Below are 19464 nucleotides of genomic sequence, written 5' to 3' on the forward strand. Positions count from 1 at the left end.
TCGCACCCACCACGAAGGACTGATCAGTGGCGATCAGCGTTTTCGACCTGTTCTCCGTCGGCATCGGGCCGTCCAGCTCGCACACCGTCGGCCCGATGCGCGCCGCCGCCATGTTCGTCGAGAAGCTCGGTGCCCGCGCGTCCGAAGTGGACCGCGTGCACGTCGAGCTGTTCGGCTCGCTCGGCGCCACCGGGCACGGCCACGGCAGCCCCAAGGCCGTGTTCCTCGGCCTGGAGGGCAACCTCCCGGAGGAGGTGGACCCCGCGGCCGCCGCCCACCGCGTCGAGGAGATCGTCGCGAGTGGACGGCTGCGGCTCGGCGGCACGCACGAGATCGGCTTCGCGCACGACCGCGACCTCGTCATGCACCGCCGCAAGTCGCTCCCGTTGCACCCCAACGGCATGAGCTTCGAGGCGTTCCGCGGTGACGAGCCGGTCGAGCACGCCGTCTACTACTCGATCGGCGGCGGCTTCGTCGTCGACGAGAACGCGTCCGGCAGCGACCGCATCAAACCCGACTCGACCCCGCTGCCGCACCCGTTCCTGACCGGCGACGAGCTGCTCGCGCGCTGCCGAGAGACCGGCCTGTCGATCAGCGAGATCATGATGGCCAACGAGCTGTCGTGGCGCTCGGAGGAGGAGGTGCGGGCCGGGCTCCTGCACATCTGGCACGTGATGCAGGAGTGCGTCGAACGCGGCTGCACCGAGCAGGGCATCCTGCCCGGCGGTCTCAAGGTCCGCCGCCGCGCCGCCGAGATGCGCAAACGGCTGGAGGGCGAGCACTTCGTCACCGACCCGCTGCGCGTCATGGACTGGGTCACGCTCTTCGCGCTGGCCGTCAACGAGGAGAACGCGGCAGGCGGCCGGGTCGTCACCGCACCGACGAACGGCGCGGCCGGCATCGTGCCCGCGGTCCTGCACTACTACACCAGGTTCGTGCCCGGTGCGAACGACGACGGCGTGGTGAGGTTCCTGCTCACCGCGGGCGCCATCGGCGTGCTGTTCAAGGAGAACGCCTCGATCTCCGGCGCCGAGGTCGGCTGCCAGGGCGAGGTCGGCTCCGCGTGCTCGATGGCCGCCGGTGGTCTCGCCGAGGTCCTCGGCGGCACCCCGGAGCAGGTCGAGAACGCCGCCGAGATCGCCATGGAGCACAACCTCGGCCTCACCTGCGACCCGATCGGCGGCCTGGTGCAGATCCCGTGCATCGAACGCAACGCCGTCGCGTCCGTCAAGGCGATCACCGCGGTGCGCATGGCGTTGCGCGGCGACGGCTCGCACTTCGTGTCGCTGGACAAGGTCATCAAGACCATGCGGGACACCGGCAAGGACATGTCGGTGAAGTACAAGGAGACGGCGCGCGGCGGTCTCGCCGTCAACGTCATCGAGTGCTGAGGCTGGTCAGGGCCTGGCGTCGTACCGGCGCTGGGCCTCGATCACGTCCGGCATCCGCGACTCCAGCAGCACGATCAACGCCATCAGCTTCTCCGCCGTCTCGCGCCCGAGCGGCGTGAGGCTGTAGTCGACCCGCGGCGGGTTCGTCGGCTGCGCGTCGCGGTGCACGAGCCCGTCGCGCTCCAGCGCGTGCAACGTCTGGGACAGCATCTTCTCGCTGACGCCGTCGACCCGGCGGCGCAGCTCGTTGAACCGCAGCGACCCGTCGACCAGCGCGCTCAGCGTCAGGCTGCCCCACCGGCCGGTGACGTGCTCCAGCGTGGGACGTGACGGGCACGCCTTCGCGAACACGGTGAACTCCATGTCCGCGAGGGTACCCCATCGCACTTACGAAAAGTTAGTGCTCGCTCGAACGGCAGGCCCGCACACAGCGCGTGTGCGGGCCTGCCTGCTCAGAACGGCCAGTCGGCGTCGCGCCCCGCCTCGATCAGCGGAACCGCGCGGAACGTCGCGTCCGTCAGGCCGCCGAACTCGTGCCGGTTCCCCGTGCCCGACGCGAACGCCCCCTGCCGGTACCCGCCCAGGTTGAACCCGTAGACCGGCACGTGCCGCGGCACGACGTCGTCGACCCCGGCACCGCCCGGCCCGGCGACCGTCTGCATGTCCGAGATGATGAACACCCGGTCGTGCCCTCGGTACGAGCTCTTCAGCGCACCGATGACGTCGGTGCCGTGCCCGACCTCACCGACCCTGCCCAGGAACCGGTCGACCTCGCTGATGACCGACGCCCCTCGCCGCAGCTCGTGGCGGAACACGCCGGTCGCGAACCCGTGGACGTCGACCTGCTCGCCCTTGGCCCCGAGCGCCACGCCGAACACGGCCGCGGCCTTGGCCGGCGTGACCTTCGAACGCGCCGAGTAGCCCGTGCAGGTCATCGACCCCGAGGTGTCGATCAGCACGAGCGACCGGCCCGGCAGCGCCGGCAGGTTGCCCAGCGACGCCTGCAGCGCCCGGTCGAGCGCGTGGCCCCAGCGCAGGCTCGGCGCCGCCTCGTACGCCGAGAGGAAGCGGAACGGGAACTGCCGCGACCGCGCCACCTGGCCGGGGTCGGCCAGCCGGGCCGCGACCTGCGCCGCGACCTCGTCCGACACGCCCGCCTCGTCAAAATTCCTGAGGTTGCGGATCGCGGCCATGAAACCCATCGACGGTGCCAGTGCCTCCCACACCCGCGCCGTCATCGGACCCTGCAACCACCCGGCCACCGACTCCCACGTCATCCCGGCCCGCCGCAGCACGTCCGCCGCGTCCGGTCGCCCGAACAACGCCCGGCGCTGCTCGACCGGCCACGCCATCAGCTCCCGCCGTGCCGCGACGGTCCGCAGCGACTCGGGCACGGTGACGTCCGGGTCGCGGCGGCGGTCGAGCACGTACTGGAACAGGTCCCCCTGCCAGGCCGCGCTCGGCGACGGGTGCACGAGGTTCAGCACATCGGCCACGCGGAAACCGCGCGCCTCGCTGTCCCACTTGAGCACCGACCGCTCGTCGTAGAGCCGCCGCACCGCGTCCGCGATGCCGCGCTTGACGGGCTTCGGCACGGTCCGGCCGTGGACCGCGGTCCAGTAGGCCAGCAGCTCGCCCGGCTCGTCCGCGCGCTGCAGCACCGACGCCACGACCGCGCGGTTCGTCACGCCCGCGTCGGCACCGGCCTCGAGCCGCGCCTTCACGAACTCGGCGGCGCCGACCAGTGCCGCGGTCCGCATGTTCGCCTCGCCGCGCAGCCACGCCAGCATCCGCGCCGTCCACTCGGGATCCTGCAACGCCGCCGTGCGCACCAACTGCGCGTAGCGCTCGTCGCGGGTGCCGCCGCTCTCGTAGAACGTCTGCTCGCCGCCCATGTTCGACACGGCCAGCAGGAACAGCTCGCCCAGCGCGGTGCGCTCGTAGCCGGCGCCGCCCTCGTGGGTGCGGCCGGACCGCTTCGACCCGATGGGGCTCTTCCCGAACGGACGCGCCTTCAGGACGTTGAACTTCGACATGGCTCTTCCCCCTCGGGAGGCGAGACGGGGGAGCGCACAGCGGACAGGAATCCGGCTGACGGGATTCGAACCCGCGACCGCCCCATTTGCGGTGAAAGGTTTCGCACCGGGTGCACGTACAGACAACCACGCCACGCCACCGAATTGTTCTCAGGAACTCGGTGGCGTGGCAGAAGGGTGGCCCGAGGTCAAGGCGCAGAAGGTGACTGCCCACCGGGATGGGCGAAGAGCCGGACTGGCCGGCCTTCAGGAGTCGAACCTGAGATACCGAAGTAACCCTCTGCTGCGCACCGGGCCTGACTACAGGAAACCACACCGCGCAAGCGGTTTACGGTGTTTTCACGAAACGCCGCAGGAGGTAGAACAACCCGGCGGTGGCCAGGAAACCGAATGCGCTGATCATGACGATCTGCTCGACGGTGTCCGCCCGCGACCCGGCGAAGACGTAGGCCGCGCAGATCGGGACGGTTCCCAGCAGGGTGGACGTCATGAAGGTCCCGAACGACACCCGCGACACCCCGGCCGACACGGACACCGTCTCCGCCATCATCGGGATTCCGCGTGCGACCCCGAAGAACCAGGGCCCGAACTGCCGTCCCCACCGCCGCATCTCCCGCAGCTCCTCGATGGTCACGACGCGCCGCACCAGCCACGGGCGTGCGAAGCGGCCCAGTGCGTAGCCCGCCGCGGAGGAGCCCAGGGAGCCCACGACCGCGAGCACCAGGCCGAACGGCAGGCCCAACGCGGTTCCGGCGAGGACGATGAGCGGAGTGGACGGCACGGGCAGGAGGACGTCGACGACGAGCAGGGCGAAGATCACGGCCGCGGCCCACACGGGGTCGATGCCGCGCACCCAGGTGACGACCCCCTCGAAGTCGATCAGGTTCAGCGCCTCGAACACGATCCAGCTCAGCAGCACGAAGCCGAGCACGACGAACGGTATCCACTTCCACCGCACGCCCGTCTCACAACTCATCGGGTGATGGTCGCCCACCGCGGTGCGCCGGACAATCCGCCAGTGGCGCGGGTTCAGCGACTGGAACCCGAACGTGTGTCGTCTCGACGCACCGGGTGCCGCTCCGGTGCTCAGCGCTCACGCCGTGGCTGGTGCACAAAGGACCTAGGCGCGGCGCGGGCGGAACACGGCCACGACGACGCGCAGGCCCAGCAGCACCGAGATGATCAGCAGGTTGTAGCCGAGCACCTGGTGGAGGCCCAGGTCCGGCACGACCTGCGGGCCGCCGCCGGCGCCGAGCAGCAGCACGGCCATCACGCCCGCGGTCGCGCCGAGGACGGTCAGCATCACCTGGTGCAGCAGGCCGGTCACGTAGGCGCGGTCGCGTTCGTCGGCGAACAGGCGCATCGACATGCTCAGGCGGCCCTGTTCCACGGCGCCGGTGATGCGGTCGACGCGCCGCGGCAGCCTGCGCAGCACGGGCAGGACGGCCTGCAGCTCCTCGGTGAGGGTGCGCTGGACCGACTCGGGGGTGAGGCGTTCGGAGATCTGCTCGGCGGCGAACGCGCGTGACTCCACGACGATGTCGAAACCGGGGGAGAGCACGCCGAGGGTGCCCTCCAGGGTCGCCAGGGCGCGGAACACGGCCGCGACCTCCGGCGGGATGCTCAGGCCGAAGCGGGACACGATCAGGAACAGGTCGCCGAACATCTCCACGTCCGGGCGCATGCCGGCGCCGAGGTGGCGGGCCATGAACTGGCCGAGCGAGCGTTCCAGGCGCTGTTCGTCGATGTCCTCCGGGCGGGAGGTCAGCTCCAGCACCGCGTCGGTGAGGCCAGCCGGGTCACCGCGGTCGACGGCGAGCAGCAGCCGTTGCAACGCCGAGCGCAGCGCCGAGTCGATGCGGCCGACCGAGCCGAAGTCGAGCAGGCCCAGGCGGCCGTCGGCGAGCAGCAGGACGTTGCCGGGGTGCGGGTCCGCGTGGAAGACGCCGTCGAGCACGACCTGGCGCAGCACGAACCGCAGCAGCGTGCGCGCGAGGCCCTCGTCCGCCGCGGCACGGCGGACCGGCACGCCGTCGAGGCGGTCCATCACCAGCACGCGCTCGGTCGACAGGTGCACGTGCGGCAGGCCGACGGAGGCGTCCGCGACGGCGGAGACGGCCGTGATGTTGCGCGCCTCCACCCGGAAGTCCAGCTCCTCGCGCAACGCCACCGCGAACCCGTTCGCGAGGTCCCGCACGCCCAGCGCCGCACCCCACCGCGTGCGCTGCAACGTCTCGGCCAGCCGGCCCACGATGTCCAGGTCGCCCTCGGCGACCGCCCGCACGTCCGGGCGCTGCACCTTCACCACGACCTCGGCACCGGTCCTCAGCACCGCCCGGTGCACCTGCGCGATGGACGCCGCCGCCAGCGGTTCGGGATCGACCGAGGTGAACGCGTCCACGCCCACCTCGGCGTCGAGCACCGCGCGCACCGACTCCCAGGACGCGGCGGGCACCTCGTCCTGCAGCAGGCTGAGCTCGGCGACGAAGTCGGCGGGCAGCAGGTCGGAGCGGGTCGACAGCACCTGGCCGAGCTTCACGAACGTCACCCCGGCGTCCTGCAGCGCGAGCCGCAGCGACCGGGCGAGGCCGGTGTCGGTGCGTTCCCGGCCGCGCAGGTAGGGGCCGAGGCCGTGGCGGAACGCGATGGCGGTGATGCGCGAGTACCGGCGGGTGCGGGCGATCCGGCGGCGGAGCAGGCCCCACCACTCGGTGACCGGCGGGATCGAGCCGGTCGGCACCAGCACCTCGGCGAGCGCCAGCAGCCCGATCACGACGAGCAGCGACAGTCCGAGCTGGACGCTCACCAGCGCGGGCGAGGGCTCCGCGGTGGTGGCGCCGAAGAGTCCGGAGGCGATCGACATGGCCAGCAGGCACATGAGCGCGGTGCGGACCAGGCCGACGCGCAGGCCGAGGATGCGGCGCGCGGCCAGCGCCATTCCCAGCACCAGCAGCAGGAAGGTGGCCGGGAAGCCGACCGCGTAGACCAGGAAGTCCCCCATGGCCGCAGCCTAGGCGGAGCGAGCTGAACGCCACCGGTGCTCCAGCACGACGGCGGTGCGCTGGAACACCGGTGGCGCGGTCAGGGGGTCAGAAGTCGAAGACCTTGCCGGTGTGGGCGCGCACGGCGCACGGGTTCGAGTACACCTGCTGGAAGTCGATCCTCTTGCCGCGCCACTTGCCGCGCAGCATCGCCTTCGTCGGGTTCAGCTCCATCGTGCACATCGCGCCGGTGTCCTCCAGCCTGCGGAAGTCGCCGTCGACCGGCGTGAGCTGGTCGCACGCCTGCTGGGCGTGCTTGTGCAGCCCGCCGGCGGGGTCGCACTGCAGCTGCGTGGTGCTGAGGGCGCCCATCTCCGGCTGCACCGTCAGCACCAGGCCGGATGCGGGGAGGAAGGGCGCTGCCTGCGCGGTCGCGGGAACCAGGGGAACGGCGAGCGCGAGGCAGGCGAGCAGAAGTCGGGTCCTTGCCATGCCACCACCATGGCGTGGCGAGGACCCGGAACTCCATTCAACTCAGCGGTAACACCGGATCGTGTAAACCGCCCTCACGGCGTGCAACTAGACGCCCGCGAGCTCCGTCCCGGCGAGCGCGCCGGCGACCTGGTCACCGACCGCCGCCATGCCCTTGGCGTTCGGGTGAACGGGGAACGCGATGCTCGTCGGGATGATGCCCTCGACCCACTTGTCCCACGGAGCGGCGCACGTGTCGCGGCCCGCGCTGATGTCGTAGGGGTTCACGAACGTGGCACCGGCGGCCTGGGCCTGCGCGCCGAGCATGGCGTTGAGCTGCTGCTGCACGCCGTCGAGGTACGGCACGTCGCCGCGCGAGATCGGCACGACCGGCCAGCAGCCGCCGGAGGACGGCAGGATGCGCAGGTAGCCGACCACGACGACCTTCGCGGCGGGCGAGCGCTGCTTGATCCCGGCGAGCACGGCGGCCACCTCGGGGGCGGTCGCGGCGACGCGCTGGGCGAGCTGGTCGCCGTAGGTCGCCTTGCAGGGCGCGCCGTTCGGGTCGAGCACGCTCTTCGCGGCGCACGTGAGGATGATGTCGGAGAAGCCGATGTCGTTGCCGCCGATGGACACCGTGACGAGGTCGGTGGTGGCCTTGAGCGCGGAGAACTGCGGCACGGACTGGCCGGGGACGCCGGATTGCACGCCCAGCATGTCCTTGGTCTGCGCGCCACCGCAGGAGATGTCGGTGAAGCTCGCGACGTTCAGCCGCCGGGCCAGCACCGACGGGTAGTTCTGCGTGGACTTGAAGCAGCTGAGCGGGTCGAGCCGTTGCAGCGGGATGAACGGCCCGGAGACGAACGAGTCGCCCAGCGAGACGTACTCGCGGTACTGCGGCGCGGCGGAGGCCGCGGGCGCCAGGAACGCGGCGACCAGGGCGGTGAGCACGGAGACAACAGTCACTCGGCGCGTCATTGCTACCTCGTTACTGAACAGTAGGAACGTAGGACGAAGGGTGACCGGGCCATTGCGCACTGTCAATCCCTCCACCAGGCTGGAACGATGACGGGGGTACGCAGGGCAGCGTTCGCATCGGCGGTCGGCAACACGATCGAGCTGTACGACTTCCTCTTGTACGGCACGGCTTCCGCGCTCGTGTTCGACAAGGTCTTCTTCCCGCAGTTCGACCCGCGCATCGGCGTGCTGCTCGCCTTCGCCACGTTCGGCGCGGGCTTCCTCGCCCGGCCGCTGGGCGGCGCGGTGATCGGGCACCTCGGTGACCGCGTCGGGCGACGCTCGATGCTCGTGGTCACCCTCTCGGTGACAGGACTGTCGACGGCGTTGATCGGGCTGTTGCCGACCTACGCGCAGGTGGGCATTCTCGCGCCGTTGCTGCTCGTGCTGCTGCGTCTCGTGCAGGGCTTCTTCATGGGCGGTGAACAGGGCGGCGCGTCGCTGATGGCGGTCGAACACGCGCCGCCGGGCCGGTGGGGCTGGTACGGCAGCTGGGTGTTCATCGGGTCGCCGGCGGGTGTGCTGCTGGCGAACCTCGCGATGTACGCGTCGTCGAAGGCGTCCGGGACGGCGTTCCTGGAGTGGGGCTGGCGGTTGCCGTTCCTGTTCTCGGTCGTGCTGGTCGGGATCGGCCTGTACATCCGGCTGCGGGTGGCGGAGAGCCCGCGGTTCGAGCGCGCGGAGAAGTCGCGGCTGCCGATCGCCGAGGTGCTGCGGACGCGGTGGCGGGTCGTGCTGCTGGGCGCGGGCGTCAACCTTGGCTTCACGATCTTCATCTACCTGCTGAGCGTGTTCATGATCGGCTACGGCCGCACGGCGCTGAAGATCACGGCGGACGACCTGCTGGTGGCGACCGTGATCGGGTCGCTCGCGCAGGTGGTCGCGGTGCCGGCGTTCGCGCTGCTGTCGGACCGGATCGGCCGGCTGCCGGTGATGTTCGGCGGCGCGGTCTTCCAGGCCGCGTTCGCGTTCCCGCTGTTCTGGCTCACGGACGCGGGCTGGTTCACCTTCGCGATGGTGCTCGGGTTCATCGGCTCGGCGGCGTTGTTCGGCCCGTCCGCCGCCTACTTCGCCGAGCTGTTCCACACCCGCGTGCGCTACAGCGGTGTGGCGTTGAGCTTCCAGCTCGGTGCCGTGCTGGGCGGTGGTCTCGCGCCGCTGGTCGCGCAGTCGTTGCTGCGCACCGGGACCTGGGCGATCTCGCTCTACCTGGTCGCGGGCGCGGTGCTGTCCGGGGTGTGCCTGCTGGTGATCGGCTCAGCGCACGAGGCGGAGCCGGCGGGCGGCGAGACCGACGGAAAGCCGCTGGCCCCAGCCGAGGCGTAGCGCGTCGCTCTCGATGCCGTCGCCGAACGCCACCAGCCCGTCGGACTCGACGTCGACGTGCAGCGGCCCGTCGGTGATCTCGCCCTCGGTGTGCTCGACACCGGTGCCCGGCGACGGCCACGCCTCGCGCACGAACCACACGAGCCTGCGTTCGGTGGGGGTGGGGAGGGTGAGGGTGCTCCCGCGTTCGCGGTGGGCGGAGGAGCACCAGCCCGTGGCACCGGTGCCGCTGCCGACGAGGATGCCCGACGAGGCCTGGCGTTCGCCGTGCACGCGGTAGCGGCTGGTCTGGTGGCCCGGGTGGCCGACGTAGACCTCGTTGAGCGCCAACAGGACCTGGCCGTCGTCCGACCGCGCCTCGACCATCGTGCGGTCCTCGGTGTTCCCGGTGCCGCGCAGGAGCTCCGCGGCGTCCTTCGGGGCGTGCGTGGCGAGCACGCCCCTGTCGGGGTTGATACCGATCACGGGCTGGCCGTCGAGGTACTTCGCGACGTTCGCGACCAGCCCGTCCTGCCCGACGATGACGACTACGTCCTCGGGCGCGAACAGGAACCGCGACAGGTCTTCCCTCTCGACCACGCCGCGGCGCCAGTCCAGCGGGATCGCGGCGCCGACCTCTCCCAGCGCCCGCCGGGTCTGCTGGTCACGATCCACCACCTCGTCCAGGGTTCGGTTGCGGGACTTCAGGAAGAACTCGACCTGGCCCCGTGTGCCGTGTCGTGCCAGCAACTCTGTCAGCTCGGTGCGCCGGTGCACCACCACAATTCGGGGAGCGAGGCTCATCGCGCGAGCCGCTGCAGGATCGGCTGGATCAGGTCGGGGGTGAGGGTGATGCTGCCGATCTCGGGCAGGTTGCCGGCCAACTCCTTGGCGGCCAACGCGAACAGCGTCTCCTGCGGCACGTCGCGGTAGGCCTCCAGCCGCGCCTTCTCGCCGGCGGCCTCCGCCTCGGCGAGCTTGCGGATGCCCTCGGCCTTGACGTCGTCGGCGATCCGGGCGGCCCGCGCGTTGTCCTCCGCCTTCTTCAGCGCGTTGGCACCGCGCTGCACGACGAGCAGCTCCTCCCGCTTCGCGAGCTCGATCTGGTTCTGCAGCTCGTTCTCGCTGATCGCGCGCTCGCGCTCGACGGCCACCGCACGGCGCTGGTAGGTCGCCTTGTCCGCCTCCTGCTGCACCTGCTCGCGGACGGTGGTCTGCAGCGCCTTCTCCATGTCCGCGTCCGGCCGGATCGCCACGACGCGCACGTCGATGACCTCCAGGCCGATGTGGGCGGCGGTCAGGTTGGCGGCCACGGCCTGCTTGACGCGCTCCACGCCGGTGCGGATCGCGGTCTGCAGGTCGAGCGTGCCGAGGATCTTCAGCGCGTGCTGCTGGGTGCTCTCGGTGAGGGTGTTCGCGATCTGGCTCAACGGGTCCTGCCGCCAGGTGCCGGTGTCCGGGTCGATCGAGAAGTCGATGCGCGCGGTCGCCGTCTCCGGGTCGGTGCAGCGGTACGTGACGGTCAGCTGCACGGTCACGTCCTGGTAGTCCTGCGTGCGGGCGTGGAAGAGCATCGGCAGCTCGCGGTCGTCGACCGGGACCTCGCTCAGCACGGCGGTCCTGGGCCGGAACCAGAAGCTCAGCCCGGTGCCGTCGTGGACCAGCTCGCCGTTGCGGACGTGTCTGATGTGGACCGTCGGGGTGCCGCGCAGGTGGCGGAGTCCGGGGTAGCGGCTGATGTCGGCCATGGGTTCGTCTCCTTGTCGTCAATCTGACGATAATCCTATGCTCGCTGTCGTGTACACGCCAAGTGATTTCCCTCCCTTCGCCGTCACGGTCGACCTGGTGGTGCTGACCGTGCGGTCGGACGCGCTGTGCGCCCTGCTGGTGCGGCGGGGAGAGGCACCGTTCCGGGGGCGGTGGGCGTTGCCGGGCGGGTTCGTGCGCGTGGCCGAGTCGGTGGACGCGGCGGCCGCGCGGGAGCTGCGGGAGGAGACCGGGGTGTCCGGGCTGCACCTGGAGCAGCTCGCGACCTACGGGGAACCCCGGCGGGACCCGCGGATGCGGGTGGTGTCCGTCGCCTACCTGGCCCTCGCACCGGACCTGCCGGTGCCCGTCGCGGGGACGGACGCCGCCGCCGCGTCCTGGGTGCCGGTGGCGGAGGTGTCGTCGCTGGCGTTCGACCACGCGCGGATCTTGGGCGACGGGGTGGAGCGGGCGCGGGCCAAGCTGGAGTACACGCCGCTGGGGACCGCGTTCTGCCCAGCCGAGTTCACGGTCGCCGAGCTGCGGCGGGTGTACGAGATCGTGTGGGGGGTGACGTTGGACCCGCGGAACTTCCACCGGAAGGTGACCGGGGTCCAGGGGATGCTGGAGGCGACGGGGGAGAGCACCGGGCGGGACGGGGGGCGGCCTGCGGCGTTGTTCCGGCGTGGGGTGGCGGAGGTGTTGTACCCGCCGTTGGTGCGGGGGTGAGCCGCGTCTTCGGCCGGGGGAACGGCTCGGCCTCCGCCCCCGGCTCAGAGGCGGACCGAGGTGCCCGTCGCCGCCGACTGCTTCGCGGCCTCGATGACCTCCAGGCCCGTCACGGCGTCGAGCGGCGACACGGGAGCGGTGCCGGCTGCGACGGCCGCGTAGAAGTCCTGGTACGCGCCGGGTTCCGTGCGGTGCGGGGTGCCGCCGAGCGTGCCCCACGCGGACTCCGGTTCCTCGCCCCAGCCGGGGCCGCCGGGGGTCTCGCCCGCCTTCAGGCGGTCCTCCTGGGGGTCCATGCCGTGCTTCACGTACGCGGCGTCGTGGCCGAGGACGCGGAAGCGCGGGCCGAGGTCCGCGGCGAGTGCGCTCATCCAGAGGTGCGAGTGGACGCCGCCCTCGTGGGTCAGTGCGAGGAACACGTCGTCGTCGGTGCGGGCGCCGGGGCGGACGGTCGCGATCTCCGCGTGGACCGAGGACGGGCGGCCGAACAGGGCCACGGACTGGTCGATCAGGTGGGTGCCCAGGTCGAAGAGGATGGAGCCGAGGTCGGCGGGGTCGCCGGACTCCTTCCAGGACGACTTGACCTCCGGGCGGTAGCGCTCGAAGCGCGACTCGAAGCGGTGCACCTTGCCGAGGGCGTCGGTGGCCAGCAGGGACTGGACGGTGCGGAAGTCGCCGTCCCAGCGGCGGTTGTGGAACGGGACCAGCAGCAGGCCGCGGGCCGCCGCGATGGAGGCCAGGGCGCGGGCCTCTGCCGCCGAGGCGGCGAAGGGCTTGTCGACGACCACGTTCAGGCCGTGGTCGAGGACCTGGCGGGCGTGGGTCGCGTGGAAGCGGTTCGGGGTGGTGATGACGACCAGGTCGAAGCCGCCGGACCACACCTCGTCGAGGGAGGACAGCACGCGGGCGGAGGGGTAGCGGGAGCGCACCTCGGACTGGCGGCGGGGGTTGGCGGTGACCACGGCCGAGAGCTCGAGACCGGGGGTCGTCGAGATGAACGGGGCGTGGAAGGCGGCCCCACCGAGTCCGTAGCCGACCAGAGCTGTGCGCATGTGATCAGAGTAAGCGGTCCCACCTGGTGGACGGGGTGTCCCTGCGGCTGTTCGGCCCCCTACGGTTTGCAACCATGACCGTGCTGCTCGTGAGCCGACGCCACGTGGACTACGTGCGCGTCACCAGCATGGCCTGTCGCAGCTCCCGTTGATCCCGACCCCCGTCAACACTCTTTCGGAGCACAGCCATGTCCTGGTCCTTTGAGACGACGCAGATCCACGCGGGCGCAGCGCCCGACCCGGCGACCGGTGCGCGCGCCACGCCGATCTACCAGACCACCTCCTACGTCTTCCGGGACACGCAGCACGGGGCGGACCTGTTCGCACTCGCTGAGCCCGGCAACATCTACACGCGCATCAACAACCCCACGCAGGACGTGCTGGAGCAGCGCGTCGCCGCGCTCGAAGGCGGGGTCGCGGCCGTCGCGTTCGCCTCGGGGCAGGCCGCGGAGACCGCCGCCATCCTCAACCTCGCCAAGGCCGGCGACCACCTCGTGTCCAGCGCGTCGCTCTACGGCGGCACGTACAACCTGTTCCGCTACACGCTGCCCAAGCTGGGCATCGAGGTGTCGTTCGTGCAGGACCCGGACGACCTCGACGAGTGGCGGGCGAAGGTCCAGCCGAACACCAAGCTGCTGTTCGGCGAGTCGCTGGCCAACCCGCGCAGCCACGTGCTCGACATCGAGGGCGTCGCCGCGGTCGCGCACGAGAACGGCATCCCGCTCGTCGTCGACAACACGGTGCCCACGCCGTACCTGCTCAAGCCGCTGGAGCACGGCGCCGACATCGTCGTCCACTCCGCGACCAAGTACCTCGGCGGACACGGCACGGCCATCGCCGGCGTCGTGGTCGACGGCGGGAAGTTCGAGTACGGGCCGGAGAAGTTCCCCGACTTCCACGAGCCGGACCCCAGCTACCATGGTCTGCGGTACTGGCCGGCGCTCGGGCACGGCGCGTTCGCGGCGAAGCTGCGGGTGCAGGGGCTGCGCGACACCGGAGCGGCCATCGCCCCGCTGACGAGCTTCCTGGTGATCCAGGGAATCGAGACGCTGTCGCTGCGCGTCGAGCGGCACGTCCAGAACGCGCAAGCGCTTGCCGAGTGGCTGGAGGGGCGCGACGAGGTGGCGAAGGTCCACTACGCGGGCCTGCCGTCGTCGCCGTTCCACGCCAACGCGCAGAAGTACCTGCCCGGGGGTGCCGGCGCGGTGGTGAGCTTCGAGCTGCGCGGCGGCGTCGAGGCGGGCCGGGCGTTCGTGGACGGGACGTCGTTGTTCAGCCAGCTGGTCAACATCGGTGACGTGCGGTCGCTGATCGTGCACCCGGCCTCCACGACGCACAGCCAGCTCACGCCGGAGGAGCAGCTCGTCGCGGGCGTCACGCCGGGGCTGGTGCGGCTGAGCGTCGGCCTGGAGGGCCTGGAGGACCTCAAGGCCGACCTGGAGGCGGGCTTCACCGCGGCGAAGTCCGAGTTGTAGTGGGCGGCTGGCGCTTCGGCGACCCGAACGGGCGGCGGAAGTGGTTCAGCCACACCGAACCGTTCGCCGGGTTGCCGGGTTTCCAGCTCGCGTACGAGACGTGGGGGACCTTGAACGCGGAGGCCTCCAACGCGGTGCTCGTGCTCCACGCCCTCACCGGTGACAGCCACGTCGCCGGGGGCGTGGAGCCGGGTCACCCCACGCCGGGCTGGTGGGACGCGCTCGTCGGTCCCGGGCCGCTGGACGGGTGCTTCGTGGTGGCGCCCAACGTGCTCGGCGGGTGCCAGGGCAGCACCGGGCCGTGGCAGCACCCGGTGTTCCCCTCGCTCACCATCCGCGACCAGGTCGCGGCGGAGGTGCTCCTGGCCGACGACCTGGGCATCGAGCGGTGGGCCGCGGTGCTCGGCGGGTCGATGGGCGGCATGCGGGCGGTCGAGTGGGCCGTGAGCGAGCCGGAGCGGGTGGAGTCGCTGCTCCTGCTGGCCACGACGGCGGCCGCGTCCGCGGAGCAGATCGCGCTCGCGTCGGCGCAGCTGCACGCGATCAGGGCCGACCCGCTGGAAGGTCTCGGTGTGGCACGGCGGATCGCGCACATCAGCTACCGCAGCGAGCAGGAGCTGCAGGCGCGGTTCGGCCGGCAGGTGCAGGAGGACGGCCGGTTCGAGGTCGAGTCCTATTTGGACCACCACGCGGCCAAGCTCGCCCGGCGGTTCGACGCCGCCAGCTACGTCACGCTCACCGAGGCGATGAACTCGCACGACGTGGGCCGCGACCGCGGTGGTGTGCGGGCCGCGCTGCGCAGGGTGACGGCGCGGACGCTGGTGGCCGGAGTGGACTCCGACCGGCTGTACCCGTTGGGGCAGCAGCAGGAGCTGGCGGCGGGCATCCCCGGCGCCGACGACCTGCGGGTGATCACCTCGCCGTACGGGCACGACGCGTTCCTGATCGAGAGCGAGCAGGTCGGGGCGCTGGTCAGCGAGCTGCTGCCCGCGCACTCAGGTAGTCGTTGAGCCGCGCGGAGGCGGCGAGCACCGCCAGCCCCCGCGCGGTCAGCCTGCGCCGCCAGTCGGCCAGCGCGGCGGTCAGCGTCTCGGTGCCGCCCGCCGTGCGGACCTGCTGCACCACCACCGCGATCCGCGCCAGCGGGTAGCCGCCGCGGCGCAGCAGGTGCGCCAGCTCGGCGTCGCGGACGTCGGCGGCGGAGAACACCCGGTAGCCGGTCGCCGCGCGTTCGGGCGCGAGGACACCCGCCTCCTCCCACGCCCGCAGCGTCGCCGGGGTGACGCCGAGCCGGCGCGCGAGCTCGCCGATCGAGTGCGGCACCACGACCGGTTCCACCTCGGTCAGGTCGGCGACCGCGCGGCTCACCGAGTCGAGCGTCTCGCGGTCGCGCAGCAGCCGGTGGTGGCCGCGGTCGATGGTCACCAGCATGTCTTCGACGGACCCGGCGTGCACCGCGTTCATGATCTGCCCCGCCACCGCGTGCCCGAACGCGGGTATCAGCGCGATGAACGCCCTCAACGCCGACGCGTGCACCTCGGTGTAGACGCGGTAACCGGACTCGGTGCGGTCGGCGGCCGGGATGAACCCGTCCCGCTCGTAGTTGCGCACCGCCTGCGTCGACAGGCCGTGTTCACGTGCTAGGTCGGCTGGACGCACGGTTGAGACTTTAACGCCTGCCTACAGCGACTATGGCGAAAAAGTCTCAACGGAGGTTTCAAAGATACGATTGAGCCACATGAGCCAGGACATCCGCGAGTTCCTCCACCCCTTCACCGAGCTCCTCGCCTTCGGCGAACCGACCCACCTCGAACACGCCCACACGTGGATCCGCAACGAGCTGTTCGAGCAGCTGGCCGCCGCGGGCTTCCGCTCGATCGCGCTGGAGACCTGCCGGGTCAGGGGCCTGCTGGTCGACGACTACGTCAAGGGCGGCCCCGGTGACCTCGACACGGTGCTGGAGGAGGGCTTCAGCCACCGCTTCGGCCAGTGGCCCGCCAACCGCGAGCTGGTCGCCTGGATGCGCGAGTACAACCGGGACCGGCCGGCCGCCGAGCAGCTCGCGTTCCACGGCGCCGACTTCCAGACCGAGACCACCAGCGCGCCCAGCCCGCGCCCGTACCTCGAACACGCCCGCGACTACCTCGGCCTCGACGTCGACCTGAGCACCGACGACGAGAAGTGGAGCCGCGACGAGGCCGTCCTGGACGTGACGAAGTCACCCGGACAGTCCGAAGAGGCCGTCCGGTTCCGCGCGATCGGGCAGGAGATGCTTGCGCGGTTGCACGCCCGGCCGCGCGACGAGGGCTGGGAGCGGGCGGAGACCCACCTGAGCGCCGCGCTGAGCCTCCTGCGCTACCACCGGGAGTGCGCGGAGCCGAACCCGCTCGGCGTGCGCCTGAACCGCCTCTGCCAGCTGCGCGACGGCGTGATGGCCCGCAACCTGCTGGAGATCCGCCGGATCGAGGCGAGCCGCGGGCCGACGTTCGTGTTCATGCACAACGCCCACCTGCAACGCACGAACAGCTCGATGGAGATGGGCGGCGAGCGCATCGAGTGGTCCTCCGCCGGCGCGCTCGTCGCCCCGATCCTCGGCGACCAGTACACGGTCATCGCGGGCACCCTCGGCCGCAACGACAGCTTCGGGCTCGGTGAACCGGACGAAGGCACCTTCGAAGGGTCTCTGCAGGACCGTTTCACCACCTGGGGGTTCGCTGAGAAGCCGACCGGGACCGTGCGCACCGACACGAAGCTGGAGATGGGCTACTTCCCCGTCGACCAGCACCTGCTCGACGGGGTGGACGCCGTGCTGCACGTCAGGGCTGGTCGTCCAGTGACGCGGTGATCCAGGTCGCGACGGGCAGGTCGCGCGTCTCGCACTCGATCGCCAGCTTCAACGTCCACCGCAGGGCTTGCAGCACCACGGTCGCGAGCTCCTGCGGCTGGCCGTTGGCCAGGGCGATCTCGATCTGCTCGGAGGCCGCGTCCTGGTCGCCGTGCACCTCGGCCAGCAACGCGCGGATGGCCGTGCGGACCGGCGGGTCGGCGTCGTCGATCTGGACCTCACGGCCCTCCTCGTCGAAGACCTGCATCTTCACCGGTGTCGCGCCGCCGGAGCCGAGCGAACCGACCATCGAGCTGCACTCGGCGAACAGCAGCAGCACGAGCTCGCGGATCTCCTCGTTGCCCTCGGGCGACCCGCTGAGATAGCCGGTCACGAGGTCCACCGCCACAGCGTCCTCACCGGCCCTGGCAGCCGCCAGCGCCTCGCCGGCCACGGCGGTCAGCCGCGCCCAGCGATCCGGGTCCTGTGGTGGTCTCACAGGTACTGCCTACCGGCGGCCCAACACAATCGCAATGCCCCATCTTGATCAGAGTGCTACCGGGGTATGTCACTCCGCAGGTCAATGTGCGGATGAGGGCGTGCACCTAGTCTCGGGTGGTGTTCCGCACGTTGTACTGGACCCTGCTGGGCGTCGACCGCACCCGCGTGCTCGAACGGGCACTGGGGCGGTTCCGCAAGCCGTTCCACGCCGCGCTGCTGGTCTACGCGCTGGTGTTCGCCATCGTCGGCTCCGCCCGGTTCGTCTCGCTGCAAGATCCGGACGGCTGGTGGCCGGCCCTGTTCGCGTCGGTGTTCCTGCCGTACGTGCTGCTGATCTGGTCGCCGCTCTACGCCTGGCGGGTGGCCGCCCTCGCGCTGTACCCGGTCGCCTCGCTGATCAGCTGGACCGGTGTCGCGGACTTCCAGTACTGGACCCTGCTGCCGCTGGTGGCGGGCGTGGCCGCGTTCTACTCGGGCGGGGTCACCCTGACCGCCACCGTGCTCACCATGGCGGTGGTCGGCTTCTCCGAGTCGCAGCACCACGACGCGATCATGGCCGTGCCGGTCATCACCGGCGTGATCTACCTGTTCGGCGCGCGCGGCCGGGTCGAGCGCGAGCTGGAGGAACAACGCGGCGAGAAGGCGGCGCTGGAGGAACGCGCGCGCATCGCGAGGGAGATGCACGACGTCGTGGCGCACCACATGTCGATGGTGGTCGTCCGGTGCGAGACCGCGCCCTACCGCCTGCCGGGGCTGAACGAGGCCGCGCAGAAGGAGTTCGAGGAGGTCGGGCAGGCCGCGCGGGAGGCCATCACCGACATGCAACGGCTGCTGGGCGTGCTCAGGGCGAACGGCGAGACGCCGGCGAAGGAGCCGCAGCCGGGCATCAGCCGCATCCCCGAGCTGGCACGGCCCGGTGACGAGGCCGAGGTCGACGTGGACGACGTGCCGGAGGCGGTCGGGCTGACCGCATACCGGATCGTGCAGGAAGCGCTCACGAACGCGACCAGGCACGCGCCCGGCTCGAAGGCGTCCGTGCACGTGCACAAGAGAGACGGCCAGCTGGACGTGCTGGTGCGCAACACCGCGGGTGGACCGTCCAGGGGCGGTGGCAGCGGTCAGGGCCTGATAGGCATGCACGAGCGTGTGGCGGTGCATGGCGGCACGTTGACCGTGAAGTCGACCGAGGACGGCGGCTTCCTGGTGCGGGCGCGGATTCCGTTGGGGGACAAGTGATCAGGGTGGTCGTGGTGGACGACCAGGAGATGGTGCGCGAGGGGTTCTCCGCGCTGCTCGACGCTCAGGAGGACATCGAGGTGATCGGCTCGGCGGGCAACGGCGTGGAGGGCGTCGCGCTGGCCCGCCGCACGGAACCGGACGTCGTGCTGATGGACATCCGCATGCCCGAGATGGACGGTCTGCACGCCACCCGGCTCCTGATCGACGGCGGCAGCGAGTCCAAAGTGCTCGTGCTGACCACGTTCGACCTCGACGACTACGTGTACGAGGCGTTGCAGTCCGGTGCGAGCGGGTTCCTGCTCAAGCACGCGCCCGCCCGTGAGCTGCTGAACGCCGTGCGCGTCGTGGCCGCCGGTGAGGCGCTGCTGGCGCCCTCGATCACGAAACGCCTGATCGAGGACTTCGTGAAGGCCCGCCGCAGCGAACGCGTCCGGCCTGCGCAGCTCGCGGCGCTGACCGAGCGCGAGACCGAGATCCTCGTGCTGGTCGCGCAGGGCCTGTCCAACGCCGAGATCGCCGCGAACCTCGTGCTGGCCGAGCAGACGGTCAAGACGCACGTGAGCCGGGTGCTCACGAAACTCGGTCTGCGCGACCGGGCGCAGGCGGTCATCGCGGCCTACGAGAGCGGGCTCGTGGTACCGGGGTAGCACCGGAGAACAGCACGTCAGCGTGATGATCACGGGCGGGTCGCCTCCCT

General features: G+C 71.1%; 19 protein-coding genes. 8 read left to right on the forward strand and 11 right to left on the reverse strand.

The window, feature by feature from the left end; genetic code table 11:
* The first annotated feature begins 26 nt into the window (after nucleotides 1-26).
* Entirely contained in the window at nucleotides 27-1391 is a 1365-nt protein-coding gene (locus ACZ7CD_RS23625; RefSeq protein ID WP_360395241.1) for an L-serine ammonia-lyase, read from the forward strand.
* Nucleotides 1392-1397: 6 nt separating this feature from the next.
* Here the strand turns inward: ACZ7CD_RS23625 and ACZ7CD_RS23630 are convergent, their stop codons facing one another.
* The 6 genes from ACZ7CD_RS23630 to ACZ7CD_RS23655 all read right to left on the reverse strand — a co-directional run bounded on the left by ACZ7CD_RS23630 (nucleotide 1398) and on the right by ACZ7CD_RS23655 (nucleotide 7857).
* Entirely contained in the window at nucleotides 1398-1754 is a 357-nt protein-coding gene (locus tag ACZ7CD_RS23630) for a winged helix-turn-helix transcriptional regulator (protein WP_360395243.1), read from the reverse strand.
* 89 nt (nucleotides 1755-1843) lie between these two features.
* Nucleotides 1844-3427: a TROVE domain-containing protein gene (locus ACZ7CD_RS23635; protein WP_470379678.1), complete on the reverse strand. Its 1584-nt coding sequence runs from the start codon at nucleotides 3425-3427 to the stop codon at nucleotides 1844-1846.
* A gap of 328 nt (nucleotides 3428-3755) precedes the next feature.
* Nucleotides 3756-4403, reverse strand: a complete 648-nt coding sequence (locus tag ACZ7CD_RS23640; RefSeq protein WP_360395247.1) for a TVP38/TMEM64 family protein — start codon at nucleotides 4401-4403, stop codon at nucleotides 3756-3758.
* Between the two features lie 144 nt (nucleotides 4404-4547).
* The gene (locus ACZ7CD_RS23645) at nucleotides 4548-6428 is read right to left on the reverse strand and encodes an ABC1 kinase family protein (RefSeq protein WP_470379679.1); all 1881 of its coding nucleotides are present in this window, start codon (nucleotides 6426-6428) and stop codon (nucleotides 4548-4550) included.
* Between the two features lie 88 nt (nucleotides 6429-6516).
* Entirely contained in the window at nucleotides 6517-6900 is a 384-nt protein-coding gene (locus ACZ7CD_RS23650; protein WP_360395251.1) for an SSI family serine proteinase inhibitor, read from the reverse strand.
* Between the two features lie 87 nt (nucleotides 6901-6987).
* Nucleotides 6988-7857 carry an SGNH/GDSL hydrolase family protein gene (locus ACZ7CD_RS23655; protein WP_470370190.1) on the reverse strand — a complete coding sequence of 290 codons (870 nt, stop codon included), beginning with the start codon at nucleotides 7855-7857 and terminating at the stop codon, nucleotides 6988-6990.
* An 87-nt stretch (nucleotides 7858-7944) separates the two neighbouring features.
* On the opposite strand from ACZ7CD_RS23655, the gene ACZ7CD_RS23660 reads away from it, so the two are divergent.
* Nucleotides 7945-9222 carry an MFS transporter gene (locus tag ACZ7CD_RS23660; RefSeq protein ID WP_360395254.1) on the forward strand — a complete coding sequence of 426 codons (1278 nt, stop codon included), beginning with the start codon at nucleotides 7945-7947 and terminating at the stop codon, nucleotides 9220-9222.
* On the opposite strand, the gene ACZ7CD_RS23665 is transcribed toward ACZ7CD_RS23660, so the two are convergent.
* The gene (locus ACZ7CD_RS23665; RefSeq protein ID WP_458430397.1) at nucleotides 9154-9951 is read right to left on the reverse strand and encodes an NAD(+)/NADH kinase; all 798 of its coding nucleotides are present in this window, start codon (nucleotides 9949-9951) and stop codon (nucleotides 9154-9156) included. The two genes, ACZ7CD_RS23660 and ACZ7CD_RS23665, sit on opposite strands and share 69 nt — an antisense overlap.
* Nucleotides 9952-10001: 50 nt before the next feature.
* On the reverse strand, nucleotides 10002-10949 hold the full coding sequence (locus tag ACZ7CD_RS23670; protein WP_458430398.1) for an SPFH domain-containing protein: 948 nt from the start codon (nucleotides 10947-10949) through the stop codon (nucleotides 10002-10004).
* 37 nt (nucleotides 10950-10986) lie between these two features.
* On the opposite strand from ACZ7CD_RS23670, the gene ACZ7CD_RS23675 reads away from it, so the two are divergent.
* Nucleotides 10987-11676: an NUDIX hydrolase gene (locus ACZ7CD_RS23675; protein ID WP_360395260.1), complete on the forward strand. Its 690-nt coding sequence runs from the start codon at nucleotides 10987-10989 to the stop codon at nucleotides 11674-11676.
* 44 nt (nucleotides 11677-11720) lie between these two features.
* Here the strand turns inward: ACZ7CD_RS23675 and ACZ7CD_RS23680 are convergent, their stop codons facing one another.
* Nucleotides 11721-12728, reverse strand: a complete 1008-nt coding sequence (locus tag ACZ7CD_RS23680) for a Gfo/Idh/MocA family protein (RefSeq protein WP_470379680.1) — start codon at nucleotides 12726-12728, stop codon at nucleotides 11721-11723.
* 188 nt (nucleotides 12729-12916) lie between these two features.
* On the opposite strand from ACZ7CD_RS23680, the gene ACZ7CD_RS23685 reads away from it, so the two are divergent.
* Both ACZ7CD_RS23685 and metX read left to right on the forward strand, forming a co-directional pair.
* Entirely contained in the window at nucleotides 12917-14203 is a 1287-nt protein-coding gene (locus tag ACZ7CD_RS23685; RefSeq protein WP_360395262.1) for a bifunctional o-acetylhomoserine/o-acetylserine sulfhydrylase, read from the forward strand.
* Entirely contained in the window at nucleotides 14203-15213 is a 1011-nt protein-coding gene (metX, locus tag ACZ7CD_RS23690; RefSeq protein ID WP_360395264.1) for a homoserine O-acetyltransferase MetX, read from the forward strand. Before ACZ7CD_RS23685 ends, metX begins: the two co-directional genes overlap by 1 nt.
* Here the strand turns inward: metX and ACZ7CD_RS23695 are convergent.
* Entirely contained in the window at nucleotides 15176-15862 is a 687-nt protein-coding gene (locus tag ACZ7CD_RS23695; RefSeq protein WP_360395265.1) for a TioE family transcriptional regulator, read from the reverse strand. The genes metX and ACZ7CD_RS23695 overlap by 38 nt on opposite strands.
* A 79-nt stretch (nucleotides 15863-15941) precedes the next feature.
* Between ACZ7CD_RS23695 and ACZ7CD_RS23700 the strand changes: the two genes are divergently transcribed.
* On the forward strand, nucleotides 15942-17048 hold the full coding sequence (locus ACZ7CD_RS23700) for an erythromycin esterase family protein (RefSeq protein ID WP_470379681.1): 1107 nt from the start codon (nucleotides 15942-15944) through the stop codon (nucleotides 17046-17048).
* Here the strand turns inward: ACZ7CD_RS23700 and ACZ7CD_RS23705 are convergent.
* Nucleotides 17020-17526 carry a hypothetical protein gene (locus tag ACZ7CD_RS23705; protein ID WP_360395269.1) on the reverse strand — a complete coding sequence of 169 codons (507 nt, stop codon included), beginning with the start codon at nucleotides 17524-17526 and terminating at the stop codon, nucleotides 17020-17022. The genes ACZ7CD_RS23700 and ACZ7CD_RS23705 overlap by 29 nt on opposite strands.
* Nucleotides 17527-17645: 119 nt before the next feature.
* Between ACZ7CD_RS23705 and ACZ7CD_RS23710 the strand changes: the two genes are divergently transcribed.
* Together ACZ7CD_RS23710 and ACZ7CD_RS23715 are read left to right on the forward strand one after the other, a co-directional pair.
* A complete protein-coding gene (locus tag ACZ7CD_RS23710; RefSeq protein WP_360395270.1) occupies nucleotides 17646-18764 on the forward strand; it encodes a sensor histidine kinase in 1119 nt (372 codons plus the stop codon).
* Nucleotides 18761-19414, forward strand: coding sequence for a response regulator transcription factor (locus ACZ7CD_RS23715; protein WP_360395272.1), 654 nt, complete (start codon nucleotides 18761-18763; stop codon nucleotides 19412-19414). Before ACZ7CD_RS23710 ends, ACZ7CD_RS23715 begins: the two co-directional genes overlap by 4 nt.
* Nucleotides 19415-19464 lie beyond the last annotated feature (50 nt).

This window comes from Lentzea sp. NPDC036949, assembly GCF_055608075.1.

Coding starts and splice junctions, on each gene's coding strand:
- ACZ7CD_RS23630 (WP_360395243.1), bottom strand. CDS start 1,754: ATGGAGTTCACCGTGTTCGCGAAGGCGTGCCCGTCACGTCCCACGCTG.
- ACZ7CD_RS23635 (WP_470379678.1), bottom strand. CDS start 3,427: ATGTCGAAGTTCAACGTCCTGAAGGCGCGTCCGTTCGGGAAGAGCCCC.
- ACZ7CD_RS23640 (WP_360395247.1), bottom strand. CDS start 4,403: ATGAGTTGTGAGACGGGCGTGCGGTGGAAGTGGATACCGTTCGTCGTG.
- ACZ7CD_RS23645 (WP_470379679.1), bottom strand. CDS start 6,428: ATGGGGGACTTCCTGGTCTACGCGGTCGGCTTCCCGGCCACCTTCCTG.
- ACZ7CD_RS23650 (WP_360395251.1), bottom strand. CDS start 6,900: ATGGCAAGGACCCGACTTCTGCTCGCCTGCCTCGCGCTCGCCGTTCCC.
- ACZ7CD_RS23655 (WP_470370190.1), bottom strand. CDS start 7,857: ATGACGCGCCGAGTGACTGTTGTCTCCGTGCTCACCGCCCTGGTCGCC.
- ACZ7CD_RS23660 (WP_360395254.1), top strand. CDS start 7,945: ATGACGGGGGTACGCAGGGCAGCGTTCGCATCGGCGGTCGGCAACACG.
- ACZ7CD_RS23670 (WP_458430398.1), bottom strand. CDS start 10,949: ATGGCCGACATCAGCCGCTACCCCGGACTCCGCCACCTGCGCGGCACC.
- ACZ7CD_RS23675 (WP_360395260.1), top strand. CDS start 10,987: ATGCTCGCTGTCGTGTACACGCCAAGTGATTTCCCTCCCTTCGCCGTC.
- ACZ7CD_RS23680 (WP_470379680.1), bottom strand. CDS start 12,728: ATGCGCACAGCTCTGGTCGGCTACGGACTCGGTGGGGCCGCCTTCCAC.
- ACZ7CD_RS23685 (WP_360395262.1), top strand. CDS start 12,917: ATGTCCTGGTCCTTTGAGACGACGCAGATCCACGCGGGCGCAGCGCCC.
- ACZ7CD_RS23700 (WP_470379681.1), top strand. CDS start 15,942: ATGAGCCAGGACATCCGCGAGTTCCTCCACCCCTTCACCGAGCTCCTC.